At 71.3% G+C, this 12,296-nt stretch carries 14 protein-coding genes; 10 read left to right on the top strand and 4 right to left on the bottom strand.

The window, feature by feature from the left end; translation table 11 throughout:
• Both ACSNOH_RS28595 and ACSNOH_RS28590 read left to right on the top strand, forming a co-directional pair.
• A partial coding sequence (locus ACSNOH_RS28595) for a ParA family protein (protein ID WP_436724333.1) occupies positions 1–881 on the top strand: 881 nt, incomplete at its 5' end.
• Positions 881–1,831, top strand: a complete 951-nt coding sequence (locus ACSNOH_RS28590) for a hypothetical protein (RefSeq protein ID WP_436724332.1) — start codon at positions 881–883, stop codon at positions 1,829–1,831. The genes ACSNOH_RS28595 and ACSNOH_RS28590, both read left to right, overlap by 1 nt.
• Before the next feature lie 111 nt (positions 1,832–1,942).
• Here ACSNOH_RS28590 and ACSNOH_RS28585 read toward each other — a convergent pair whose 3' ends face one another.
• From ACSNOH_RS28585 to ACSNOH_RS28570, 4 genes are all read right to left on the bottom strand, one after another.
• Entirely contained in the window at positions 1,943–2,554 is a 612-nt protein-coding gene (locus tag ACSNOH_RS28585) for a hypothetical protein (protein ID WP_436724331.1), read from the bottom strand.
• A 1-nt stretch (position 2,555) separates the two neighbouring features.
• Positions 2,556–3,044, bottom strand: a complete 489-nt coding sequence (locus ACSNOH_RS28580; protein WP_436724330.1) for a hypothetical protein — start codon at positions 3,042–3,044, stop codon at positions 2,556–2,558.
• Positions 3,045–3,148: 104 nt separating this feature from the next.
• Positions 3,149–3,613 carry an N-acetyltransferase family protein gene (locus ACSNOH_RS28575; RefSeq protein ID WP_436724329.1) on the bottom strand — a complete coding sequence of 155 codons (465 nt, stop codon included), beginning with the start codon at positions 3,611–3,613 and terminating at the stop codon, positions 3,149–3,151.
• Positions 3,610–4,809, bottom strand: coding sequence for a helix-turn-helix domain-containing protein (locus tag ACSNOH_RS28570; protein ID WP_436724328.1), 1,200 nt, complete (start codon positions 4,807–4,809; stop codon positions 3,610–3,612). Before ACSNOH_RS28570 ends, ACSNOH_RS28575 begins: the two co-directional genes overlap by 4 nt.
• Before the next feature lie 300 nt (positions 4,810–5,109).
• On the opposite strand from ACSNOH_RS28570, the gene ACSNOH_RS28565 reads away from it, so the two are divergent.
• The 8 genes from ACSNOH_RS28565 (at position 5,110) to ACSNOH_RS28530 (ending at position 12,263) form a co-directional block, all read left to right on the top strand.
• Positions 5,110–5,454, top strand: a complete 345-nt coding sequence (locus tag ACSNOH_RS28565; RefSeq protein ID WP_436724327.1) for a hypothetical protein — start codon at positions 5,110–5,112, stop codon at positions 5,452–5,454.
• Positions 5,448–5,621, top strand: coding sequence for a hypothetical protein (locus tag ACSNOH_RS28560; protein ID WP_436724326.1), 174 nt, complete (start codon positions 5,448–5,450; stop codon positions 5,619–5,621). Before ACSNOH_RS28565 ends, ACSNOH_RS28560 begins: the two co-directional genes overlap by 7 nt.
• A gap of 39 nt (positions 5,622–5,660) precedes the next feature.
• A complete protein-coding gene (locus tag ACSNOH_RS28555) occupies positions 5,661–6,941 on the top strand; it encodes a transcriptional regulator (RefSeq protein ID WP_436724325.1) in 1,281 nt (426 codons plus the stop codon).
• A 286-nt stretch (positions 6,942–7,227) separates the two neighbouring features.
• Positions 7,228–8,388, top strand: coding sequence for an inositol-3-phosphate synthase (locus ACSNOH_RS28550; protein ID WP_436724324.1), 1,161 nt, complete (start codon positions 7,228–7,230; stop codon positions 8,386–8,388).
• Between the two features lie 17 nt (positions 8,389–8,405).
• Entirely contained in the window at positions 8,406–9,653 is a 1,248-nt protein-coding gene (locus ACSNOH_RS28545; RefSeq protein WP_436724323.1) for a methionine adenosyltransferase, read from the top strand.
• 11 nt (positions 9,654–9,664) lie between these two features.
• On the top strand, positions 9,665–10,525 hold the full coding sequence (locus ACSNOH_RS28540; RefSeq protein WP_436724322.1) for a sugar phosphate isomerase/epimerase family protein: 861 nt from the start codon (positions 9,665–9,667) through the stop codon (positions 10,523–10,525).
• A complete protein-coding gene (locus tag ACSNOH_RS28535) occupies positions 10,522–11,526 on the top strand; it encodes a phosphotransferase enzyme family protein (protein WP_436724321.1) in 1,005 nt (334 codons plus the stop codon). The genes ACSNOH_RS28540 and ACSNOH_RS28535 overlap by 4 nt, the downstream gene beginning before the upstream one ends.
• A complete protein-coding gene (locus tag ACSNOH_RS28530; protein WP_436724320.1) occupies positions 11,523–12,263 on the top strand; it encodes a hypothetical protein in 741 nt (246 codons plus the stop codon). Before ACSNOH_RS28535 ends, ACSNOH_RS28530 begins: the two co-directional genes overlap by 4 nt.
• Positions 12,264–12,296 lie beyond the last annotated feature (33 nt).

Genomic DNA, 12,296 nt, shown 5'->3' with positions numbered 1-12,296 from the left:
CCGTCGGCACGGGCAAGGGCGGCGTCGGCAAGAGCACCGTCGCCGCGCACCTCGCCGGAGAATCTGCAGCCGCCGGACACCGCACCCTCCTCATCTGCGTGACCGGGCAGGACGACGACGACCTCGGCATCAAGCGCTACGGTCGCGGAGTCCACCCACAGGGCCCCTCCGCCATAGATGGTGAGGGCCTGTACCGCGCCATCCACGACCGCACCCCGCTCCAGCCGATCCGCGAAGTCCGCCCGAACCTCGACGTGCTCCCTGGCGGGCCTAAGGTCGCCGAGATTGCGAACCTCCTCATGCTGCGCCTGATGCAGGAGGGCCCCTCCGTCGTCCTGAGCCTGGCCCGGTCGCTCGCGCCGATCGCCCCCCTGTACGACCGGATTGTCTTCGACAGCGCTCCGGAGAACGACGCCCTCGAACAGCTCGTACTCGCTAGTTCCAAGTCTCTGATCGTGCCGACCCGCTCCGACGAATCCTCGATCAAGGGCATGGAGCGCATTTCCAAAAACTTCAAGGTCGTCAAGCAGCAGGCGAACCCACACCTCCAGATCGCCGGCGCCTTCCTGTACGGCTCCAACCGCTCCGCCACTCTCATGCACAACGCGGTCCGCAACGACATCCGCGCCACCCTGGGCGAGGGCACCCCGATCCTGGACACCATCGTCGGTTACCGGGAGGTGCCGGCACGCAACGCCCGGAAGAAGGGCCTGCTGTTCGGGGAATACGCCGAGTTGCTTCCCACCTCCGCAACCCCGCGTGACGTGAAGGCAGGCCGGGCGACCGAAGCCGACGTCGTTCCTGAGACGATCATCCCGCTCGCCAAGGAAATGCGCGAGCTGACCACCGAGATTTTCCAGCACCACAGGAGGGTGGCCTGATGGGCCTGTTCGACGTCGATACCCAAGCGCAGCAGCCGCAAGGAGCAGCCGGAGGTCTCTTCGGGAGCGGCCTGCCCGCCATGGCCGCCGCGGCAAGTGTCGTCGTCCAGCCGCTGCCCGGCACGACACTCGCCTCCATCCCAGCGCCGTACCAGCCTCGCGGAGAGGACGAGCTCTCCGACCAGGAGCGCCAGGACCTCGAAGCCTGCAAGGCTGGTGTGGACAACCTCCGCAACGCCTTCTGGGTCGCGGGGAAGTCCCTCGAGACTATGAGCACGGCGAACCTGCACCGGGAAGAGAACCCCAACTTCGCCGAATGGGTCTGGGAGACCTGGGAGATCTCCGAGTCGCAGGTGTACCGGCTGATGGACGAATGGCGCGTCGGCGAAGCCCTCGCCAACCTCGGGCACAAGCCACTCGAGTCACACGTCCGTGAGATGACCGAGCTGCGCCGTCAGACGAACGACAAGGTTGCGATCACGGTCTACGACACCATCGCCCGCTGCGTACCCCGCGTCACGGGCGAAGTCGTCAAAAAGGTGGTCGGCGAGCTCGGCTTCCTCCCGAAGGACGTGGACGCCGCCGAAGTCGGTCGCCGCGTCCGCGGGCTCCTGACTGCACCGCAAGAGCAGGCCAAGGACACCAGCAAGGCCGACGCTATCCCCAACATCAGCTCCCTGGGAAAGGACTCCCCAAATGGGGAGTCGGGCCGACAGGCCAGTAATACCAAGGCCGGTGCCAACGCCGAAGCTCTCGCCGCGAAGGACATCGCGCGCCTGGAAGCGACCCTCGCCACCCTCCGGGAGGCAGCGAAGTTGATCAACAAGTCCGCCGCCCGCCGCGCGATCGAAGCGCAGCCCGACCTCGCCGTCCCGCTCATCCAGGCGATCGGGGCGACCCTCCAGCAGATCGACAGGGCTGTCGCGCTCCGTCTCCCGAAGCAGCAGTAATCGGAAATACGCGACAAAGGGCCGGGCCCCTCAAGTTCTGAGGGGCCCGGCCCTTTGTCGGGCCATCGCTGTCGGCGCGCGATCTCTGGCGCACTTGAAGGGCTCGTGCCCCTACCGTCCATCTGCAGGCGCGCCTGGGACGTCGAGGTTGCCGGGCAGCCGACGGCGAGAGCCCTGTGAGTCGATGGCGTGCCGGACGGCGTCGGCGTCCAGGCGGTGGTCGCTGGTGGTGTGGCCGGCGCTGCAGGTGTACGTCGCGCGATCGTCCGTGACAGTGAGCGTCCCACCTGTGCGGGCCTGGCACTGGCCGCACTCCAGCGGAATCCGGCTCAGCCCGTCGTCCCACACGAGCCTGATCATCCCCTGGACGGTCACTTGCTGTTGGGACGGGCGGATCCGGTATCCCTGCCTGTCCTCGGCGAGCGCGGTCACGAGCTCCTGGAAGCATGCGACGGCAGCATGCCCCTTGCCTGCTGCCAGTCCCGCATCGCGGAGCACGGCCTCGGCGGGTGCGAGAGCACCGAGCAGTCGTCCCTTGACCAGATACTCCTTGTCGACGAGCTGCTGGTAGACCTGCACATGCCGGGCAGTGATCGTCGAAGCCCGCCAGAGCTCCTCGATGACTGTCTGCTCGTGCGGGGTAGGCCACCAGATCCCCGCTACATAGTCGTCCAGCAGATCGGTGGCGGCCCGGTGCAAGGCCTCGACGGCGCTAGTGCTCATCTCAGAAACCCTCGTCATCCCATACCGAGCCGGCTGCCCGACGCCGAGCCGCTTCCTGTAGTGCTGGGCGTCGATCGGCGATCGTGACCGTAGTGACCGGGCTGGCGTCGTTGAGGTGATGCTGCACGACGTCGAGCGCTGTGTGCTGCACGACGTCGAAGGCCGGTCCTCCGTAGGCGTACACCAGGAGGGTACGTTCCTCGGCACCACTGTCCGCCGGCGCCGGACACCTCTCCAGAGCCCGGATCGCATGATCACGCAGCACGTTGATCAGCGCGCCCAAGGGTGCGTCGATAACCCCCGGGCCGTCTGCTCCCTCGTTACTTGCCCACTGGTAGATCGCGGCACCGAGCAGTACCACCGTCTGATGACGCAGCGGCTGCTCGCCAATGCCGGGATTGCTGTCGGCATGCCACAGCGCCAGCTGATCCGCGGCGCTGACGGCGTACTCCCACGTCGTCTGGGGCGCCCGCCCCGTCTCCCCATGCATGCCCTCACTCTTTCGCACGCGTCGGTCATGTGCGAGAGGTGCCCCGCAGAGACTCGGGCCGCCCCGGGCCTTCCTCCGCATGGGCATTGGCGGTGTCCCAGCCGCTAGTGGCTCTGATCGAGGCGGTAGAAGGCCTTACCATCGTGAGGTCGTGCGCCGAGGGCTGCGTAGAAGGCCTGGGCGGCGCCGTTGTCGCGGTCGGCAGTCCACTCCACCCGCGTGCACGCAGAGTTTGTTGCCTCGTGGCGGATCTGGTCCATGAGGGCCGTGGCGACACCCCGCCGCCGAGCACCCTCACGTACGAAGAGCTCCTTGAGATACAGCGAGGCATCAGCACCGGCGGCCGGCCAGAGGAAGCTGTACGAGGCCATGCCCAGCACCTGGCCGCCGCCGTCACGGGCCAGAAGGACGGTGGCGACGGGACGAGTCCCGAAGAGGCGGGCCCGGACCTCGTCCGCATTGATCGCAGGGTTCTTGCCGCCGTAGTAGGCCTCGATCTCACCGATCAGCTGCGCGATGACGTCCGCGTCCTGCTCGACGGCCTGCTCGATGCGCATCGTGTCGCTCACGCTTCCCCTCCTGGCAGCGCCAGCATCTCGTGGAGCTCCCGCACCTCCGGCAGCTTCTGCCGCGTCGCAGGCACGGTAGCCGCCAGGGCCCTGGCCCGGTAGAGGATCAGGGCGCTGCGGTGCTCCGTGGGCAGGGCGGAGAGGACGGTGACAGCGTGCGCGGCCGCGGCCGCGGTGTCCCCGTCGGTGGCCAGGCACACGGCCTGGTCGAGCTGGACGAGCGCCCGATCGGTGTACTCGGTGGGCGGGTAGAGCTCCAGGGCCCGCTTGTGCTCCTCACCCGCGCGCCGGACGTCGCGCAGATGGGTCCAGGCGTTTCCGGCGTGGAAGTGCAGCTGGCTCGCGGAGTATCCGTAGGCGGAAGCGGCCCGCTCGGCGGGGTCGAGACGGTCGAGCGCGGCTTGCGCCGCGGCCAGGGCGGCGGCGGTTTCGTCCGGTTGTTGGAGCGCGGCGTGGGCACGGGCTTGGAGGGAGGCGGCCAGAGCCGGCCCTGCACAAGGAATGCCACTGGCCAGATGCCGAGCGTGGTTCGCCAGGTCCACGGCTCCGTGCAGGTCGCCGCCGTAATACAGCTGATAGGCCTCCTGCGCGTAGATCCACGACAAGATGGCCCGCCCGTCAGCGTCCGACGCGTCGGCCCGGTCGGCAGCAGCGGTAGCGAACCGCCGGCCGGTGCGCCACCAGTGGCGGGCAGCTGGCTCGCCCGCCTTGAGCAGGGTGAGCGCTATGAGCCCGCAGAACCGGGCCCCCACCACCGAAAGCCGGCGCCGGACGTCTGGGGCGTGGCAGTAGCCGAGGTGGCGCTGCAAGACAGCGAAGTCGTCGACGAGATCGAGCAGTAGTTCCTCCTCCGGCCGGTATCGAGTGGCCCGGCCGTGGCGGTCGACGGTGTACTCCCAGTCCGCGATGCCCGCCTCCGACATCACACCTGTCGCCAAGTGCTTGTCGAGCCCCTTGTGCAGCGCCGCGGCCCGTTCGACGGCGCTGGCACCGGCAGGCGTGGTCGCCAGGTCAACCAGGGTTCCCCCGGCACCCAAGGCACGGTCCAGTGCGGTGGCGACAGCCAGTGAAGGCCGGCGACGCCCGGACTCGAGATCCCCGACGTGCCCCTTGCCGACGGCCGCCAGCCGGGCAACAGCCCGCTGCGACAGATCGCCGCGGCAGCGGCGCAGCGCCTGAGCGAAGGTCTCATCCATGACAGATCCCGTGTCCGCTGGCTGCCCGCACGACTGCGGGCAGCAGCGGGCGGCCAACTCCTGGTTCCCAACGTGGCGTTGCCTCCACGCTACTCCCCGTAAGTCGCCGTACTCAGAGCCCGCACGGCAGAAAGGCGCCCCACCATGCCCCCGGGACCCCACACCAACGCCCGAAAGCAGTACCCAGCCCATCCCGATGACGGAGGTGAGACTGTCCCCCTCGATGCGAGCGGTATCCAGCACCCCATCAAGACGGCCGATCGCCGCATCTGTGTGAGCGGTCCCGACGGACCGGTCACGGTGAACGTCGAAGCGATCAAGCAGAGGATCGCCGCCGGCATCCGCCCGGTAGTCGATGGCGGCACGATCGACCCGGCCGAGATCACCAAGGTCACCGCGGGCTTGGTCGGTGACGCCGAGGTGCTGTTGCCGGTGGCCGAGGCCAGATACAAGGACCGGGGCGGGCCGGTCACGGTGGGCCTCGATTCCTTGCGCCGCCGGCTCGCTTACCACCGCCCGGACCCGCGCCTCTACCCGCTGAATGCGGCGCTCTGCGCGGCGGACCTCGCCCGGAGCTGCCGGACGCTCCTGAATCTGGTCACCGAACCGGTCGACCCGCACTTGGTGGTGCTGACGACATGGTGAACCACGGCGGCATCATCGACCACCCGTTACGGGACGCCCTGATCCTCTTGGCGATCGGCCTCGCTGGGCCGGCCGCCGTGCTCCACGATCAGGCCGGCCGCCTCCTGGACGACAGCGGTGTCGATCCGGCGCCGGTGGCCATGCCGGATTCCACGGCGGCTGACTGACCGCCTGGCCCTCCCCTCCTCGTCCGTGAAGGGGTATGAATGTCTGTGATGCCTGAACCTCCTTTGACCGGCGAGCGGCTGGGGCCGCTGATCCGCACGCTGCGCCTGCGCGCGGGATGGTCGGAGGACGACCTTGCCCGTGCCCTGGTCGCCGACTCCGGCCGGGCCACGATCACCCGTACTGAGGTGTGGCGGTGGGAGGTGGAGTACGAGGGGCGCACGGCCGGGCCTTTCTGGCTCCCGCACATCGCCCACGTCCTGAACGTGCCGACCGGTCGCCTCCAGGCCGCGCGGGCGGCGTCGAAGGCGGCCCGCAGGATTGGCCACATCGCCACCGCGACCCCTGCCGAGGTCCTGGCTTCCCTCCTCCCACCCGGCGAAGATCTCGCCTCGTGCGGCACACACTCCGGGCGCCGGATCGGTATGGACGACGCGGAAGCGCTCCTGCGGCGTGTGCATGGCCTGCGCTTGGCCGACGACGTCTTGGCCGGGGGCGACCTGGTCGAGACGTGCGTGCGCGAGCTGCGCAAGACGGTGAACCTGTTCAACCAGACCTCCCACACCGAACCGGTCGGGCGGCGCCTGCTGGTCGCTGTCGCCGAGATGGCGCAGCTCGCGGGCTGGGTGGCCACGGACACCGGCGGCCGCGTCGATGCCGAACCGCTCTTCCGTCTCGGCGCGTCGGCTGCCCGCCAGGCCGGGGACGGAGCTCTGACCGCCCATCTGCTCGGCTCCTGGGGCTACTGGGCGGCGAACAGCGGCGACGCCCGCCGGGGCCTGGAGCTCGTACGCGCCGCCGAGGCCGCCGCCGGGACCGGTGTCCCGCTGGTGGCGCGGTCACTGACGTCGGCGCGGTTGGCGTGGACGAGCGCGCTGGCCGGGGACGACCGGGCGGCGCTGCGGGCGATGGGGGAGGCGATGCAGCAGATCACCGACGCCGACCCGCGCGAGGCCGACGACCGGCTGTGGTTGTACTGGGTCGACGCCCCGGAGCAGGAGGTGATGGAGGCCCGGGTCGCCACCCAGCTCCACCGCCCGCTGCGGGCCGTCCCGCTGCTGCACGGCGTGCTGGCCAGCTACGACCCGACCCACGTCCGCGAGTACGCCCTCTACCTGTCCTGGCTGGTTACCGCGCTCTTGGACGCCAACGAGACGGAAGAAGCCGCCGCCCAGGCGCACCGCATGTTCGAGATGGTGACCTCGGTCCCGTCAACGCGTGCGGCCGAACGCGGCGACGTCGTTCTGGCTGCCCTGCGCACTCACCGCCGTGTGCCGGAAGTCGCCGAAGTCCTCGCCACTTGGGACGCCCCGCTCGCCTGAAGGCCGCGGCGTTTGGCAGACGGCTTGGCACACGCCCCGGCACTGCCCCCGTCCGCCTGATGCCGGTTCACTCGGTACCAAGCCCGGGGCGGCCGCGCTGACCTGCGGGGATCTTGTCCTAGCTTCTCCGGCTGATGAACGGTCTCCCTTCCTTGGCCGCTGGCCGCGCTGCCGTGCACGCGTCGGCGGGACGCAAGCTCTCCGCACCGCAGCGGACACCCCTCGGGCCGCACCCTCAACCAGGTCCCTCACCGGGCCGCTACAGGACACACGGAGGACGACGGGAATGTCGACTGACAAACAGGAACGTACGGGCGTGTGGCTGGTCGGAGCGCGCGGATCGGTGGCGACCACCACGGTGGTGGGCGCTCTCGCCATCGGGGCGGGACTGGCCGATGCCGCGGGCATGGTGACCGCGCTGGAGCCGTTCGCGGCCGCTGGCCTTCCCGAGACCGGTGGGCTGGTGTTCGGCGGTCACGACATCGCGGAGGTGTCGTGGGGGGAGAAGGCGGAGGCGCTGGCGGAGGCCGGGGTCCTGCCGGGCCGGCTGGTTCAGGCGGTGGCCGGCGACCTCAAGGACGCGGAGGGGGACCTGCGTCCCGCCCCGGCGAGCGGTCACTCGGGCCGGGACGCCGAGCGTATCGCCGCGGATCTGGCGGCCTTCGCCGAGCGCCACGGTCTCGACCGCACGGTCGTCGTCCACGTGGCCTCCACTGAGCCGGCCGCCGCTCCCGATCCGGCCCACCAGGACGCCGACGCGCTCGCGGCCCGTCTGGCCGCGGGGGAGCCGGTGCTGCCGCCGAGCTCGCTGTACGCGTGGGCGGCCATGGCGGCGGGCTGCTCCTACGTGGACTTCACCCCTTCCACTGGGGCGCGGTTGCCGGCGCTGGCGCAGCTGGCTGAGCGGCAGCAGGTGCCGTTCGCGGGCCGGGACGGCAAGACGGGGGAGACCCTGGTCAAGAGCGTGCTGGCCCCGATGTTCGCCTTCCGGAACCTGAAGGTGGGGTCCTGGTCGTCGGTGAACCTGCTCGGCGGCGGGGACGGCGCCACTCTGGCCGAGCCGGGCGCGAACGCTGCCAAGACCGCCAGCAAGACCGAAGTGCTGCGCTCCATCTTGGGCTACCTGCCCGAAGGACAGGTCCGCATCGACGAGGTGACCGACCTGGGGGATGCGAAGACCGCCTGGGACCTGGTGACGTTCACCGGCTTCCTCGGCGCCCGGATGCGGGTGGACTTCACCTGGTCGGGCATCGACTCCGCGCTCGCCGCCCCGCTGGTCCTCGACCTGGCCCGCCTGACCGCCCGCGCCCACCAGGCCAGCCGCGTCGGCGCGCTCAAGGAGCTCGCCTTCTTCTTCAAGGACCCGCACGGCGGCCCGGCGCACGACCTGCCCTCCCAGTGGCAGCGGCTGTGCGCCTTCGCCACCGAACTCGCCCCCGCCGCGTGATCGAAGGAGCCGACGTGATGGACCGCGCCAACCTCACCTACGTGCCCGCCTCCGCCCGGCTGGCGGACGAGCCGTTCGAGATCGTCGAGCGCAAGGGACACGGCCACCCCGACACCCTCGCCGACGCGCTCGGCGAACACCTCTCGCACATCTACTCCGCCTACACCCGCGAGCACTTCGGCGCCGTGCTGCACCACCAGTTCGACAAGACCGGCATCCTCGGCGGTCGCGTCCAGGTCAGCTTCGGTGGCGGACAGATGCTCGCCCCCGTCCGCGTCCTGCTCTCCGGCCGCGCCTCCAGCTCCTTCGCCGGCGAGCCGATCCCCGTCCGCGAGATGCTCACCGACGCCACCCGCGCCTTCGTCGCCCACCGCTTTCCCATGCTCGACCCCACGCGAGACCTGCGGCTGCTGTACGAGGTCAGCCAGGGCGACAGCCCCGGCGGCATCGGCACGAAGGACGCCTCGGCGAACGTGCGCAGCCGCTGGTTCGCCCCCCGGGGCCTGGAGGACCTGCCCGAGCTGACGAAGCTGGCCTGCAACGACACCTCCTCCGGCTGCGCGTTCTCCCCGCCCACCCCGACTGAGCAGCTCGTCCTGGACGTTGAAGACGTCCTCGCCGGACCCGACCGGCCGGCGTGGCTGGGCAGCGACATCAAGATCATGGCCCACCGGCACGGCACCCGGGTGGACCTGACCTGCGCCGTACCGCAGATCGCCGCCCACGTCCCCGACCTGGACACCTACGTGGCCCACCGAGAAGCCGCCCGCGCCGCCCTGGAGCAGCACGCCGCCGAGCACTACCCCGGCCTCGAGGTACGGATCTGGCTCAACACGCGCGACGACGAGCAGCGCCCGGAGCTGTACCTGACCCACACCGGCTCCTCGATCGAGACCGGCGACGAGGGACTGGTCGGGCGCGGCAACCGGTACGGCGGCCTGATCTCGGCGATGCGCCCGTTCACCATGGAGGGGATCTCCGGAAAGAACCCCGTCTACCACACCGGCAAGGTCTACTGCGTCGGCGCCGACCTGATCGCCCGCAGCATCCATGACCGGCTCGGGCACGGCGCCGAGGTCCTGCTGGTGGGGCAGAGCGGACGGGAGCTGACCGACCCGTGGGCCACGGTGGTCCGCGTCGAGCCCGGCGCGGACGGCAGCCCGGCCCCCGGCGTGGATGCGGTGGCGCCGCTGGTCGACACGGCGCTGGCCACGCTGCCGGACACCGTCGACGACATCCTCGCCGGCGCCTACCGGATGCACTGAGGCGCGGCGCCATGACCGGGGAACCGGCCCGGACGAGGGCGGTATTCACCGCGGCGGTGGACCAAGCGACGGCCGGGTACCGGCTGCCGCTGGCCGAGCTGGTCCCGGCCGCGGCGCGGGCCGGTTTCCCGGTGCTGGAAATGCCTGCCTTCGCCCTCGCTACCTACCGCCAGGAGCACGGGCACCACGGGCTCGTCCGCTTCCTTGACCGGCACCAGGTCCGCATCGGCCAGGTCTCCTGCGGTACGGGAATCCCTGCGGACCTGACCGTCCCGGCCGCACGGTGGCCGCAGGCGACGGCGCGGTGGCGGGAGACGTGCCGTCTGGCGGCGTCCGTCGGCAGCGGGCGTGTGTCGGTGTTCGTTCCGCGCGCGGCTGCGGATGCCGGACGGGTCGCCGACCGGCTCGGCCAGCTCGCCGCGCTGGCCGCCGACTACGAGCTCGAGGTGAGCATCGAGATGCACGCCCCTGCTCTCCTGCCGCAGGGAGCGCACCTTGTGCGGCGAGCAGCGGCCCCGAACATCGGGCTGCTGGTCGATGTCGCCGCGCTCGCGCTCGCCGGACTCGACCCCGCCCGGTACATCGCAGCCCAGCCGGAAGGCGCGGTGGGGTGGGTGCACCTCGCGGACCTGCCCCACCTGCCAGCCCCCGGGAAGGGGCGGCCGCCTCGGGTGCTGCCCGGGGCGGGATGCCTCGCCCTGGCCCAGGCCCTCACCGCACTCCGTGACGTCGGCTACGCCGGGCCCGTGGCGGTGGAGGTCCCGCGCGACGAGCCGTACGCCCAGGACACGGCGGCTCACCTGACGCGGGCGGCAACGGCGCTGACCGGCGGAGCGCTTGCTTCCTTCTTCACCCCCGGAGGTGTCCGTTGAGCACGGACCTTGCCCTGGAGATCACACTGGCCCGCGAGGCGTTCGCCGTGCCCGCCCGTGGCGCCATGCTGTTGGGGGGCGGTGCGACGGCGAACCGTATCGTCGCCCTGACCGATGCAGCGGGGCAGGCCCGCTGGGTGCTGCGCTGCCCGCTGCGTGACCCGCGCCCGGCGCGGTTGGACTTCCTGCTCGGCTTCCACCGCCTCGCCCAGGCCGGTGGACTGCCCGTGGCCGTACCGCACCCCACTTTCGACGGGCGCGGATGGGCCGAGGACCCCTCGGGCAGGCCGTGGGTGCTGCTGGAGTACCTGCCAGGCCGCCCGCTGGCCATGGTCACGGCCCCGCTCGCCGAGCAGGCCGCTCACCAACTGGCAGCCCTGCACCGCCTCCCCGCCGAGAGGGCTCTACCGGTCGTGGAGGTGGCACCAGACAGCCCGTGGGACGCGTGGCTGACCGCGCCGGACGACACCTGGCAGGCCACCGCCGAGATCGCCGATGGCTATCACGATCTGCTGGCCGGCTACCGCCGCTACGTGGGCCTGCTGCACCAGCACGGAGGCGCGCTGCGGTCGCTGGAGGCCAAGCAGTGGGGACACGGGGACTTCCACGGCCACAACCTGCTCCACCAGGACGGGCGCATCACGGGCGTGCTCGACCTCGACGGCGTCGGACGGCGCCCCCGCGTCACGGACGTGGCGTTGGCCGTGCTGATGCTCGCCCGCACCGGAGGCGGCGACTACCGTCTCCAACCCGACCTGACCCGCCCCCTCCTGACCGGCTACCAGCAGCACTCCGCCACGCCGCTCACCCCGACGGAACGGGCATTGCTGTGGCCGGCGATGGTGCTCTCCCAGCTCCCCGACCCGCACCACCTGACCGCACTCCGCCGCGTCGGCCGCCCCCTGGCCCCGGCGCTGGCCCGCCCCCTGGCCGCGCTCGGCGCCCTGCACCACCAGCACGCCGCCCTGGCGCCCCTGCTCACCGCCGGGAGGACACGATGACGTCGACCCACCTGGTGCACTGCGGCACTGCCCGCCTCGCCGTCCACGGCTCCGACGCCGACGTGAAGGACCTGCTGGACGCCTGCCAGCCCTGGTTCACCGCCACGCCCTGCCCGCGCCGCCCACCACCCGGCGCCTGGACGGTCCACCTAGATGCGGCCCCTCGCGGTCACGCCGTGGCCTCCCGCACCGGAGCCATGGTTCACCTCGACCCCGGCCAACGCATGCTCCACATCGCCCCACCGTGCCCACCCGCTGGGAACCGTCCTCACATCCGGCTCCTGCGTGCGATGTTCCGGCGGCAGCTCGCCGCGCGCGGCGAGGTCTTCCTGCCCGCTGCCCTCGTCACCGTGCACGGCCGTGGCCTGGCCTTGCTCGGGCCCACGCACACCGGCAAGACCAGCACGCTCCTGTCTGTCCTGCACCACCACCGCAGCCACAGCCAGTTCGTCGCCAACGACGACTCCTCCCTGCACCTGTGCTTCGGGCAGGTCCTGGGCCGCGGCTACCCCCGGGCCGTCGAGGTCCGCCACCAGACCCTGCCCCAACTCGGCGGCGCCGCCGAGCCCCTGGCCGCCGCCGCCCAGCCCGACAGCCCCGACGACGCGCTGTGCCTGCACCCGCACGACGTCGCCGCCGCACTCGGCGCCGACGTGGCCGCCGCCACCACCCTCGTCGCGCTGATCGTGCTCGGCACCAGCAGCACCCCGCCGTCCGCCTCGCCACCCCCCAGGTGATCGCCATCAGCGACCATGGAGGAGCCCTCCAGC

The sequence above is a fragment of the Streptomyces sp. URMC 127 genome (assembly GCF_051386535.1).
In the GTDB taxonomy this organism is placed as follows: Bacteria; Actinomycetota; Actinomycetes; order Streptomycetales; family Streptomycetaceae; genus Streptomyces.
The sequence above is the reverse complement of the archived record's forward strand: the minus strand, read 5'-3'. Positions and strand labels throughout refer to the sequence as shown.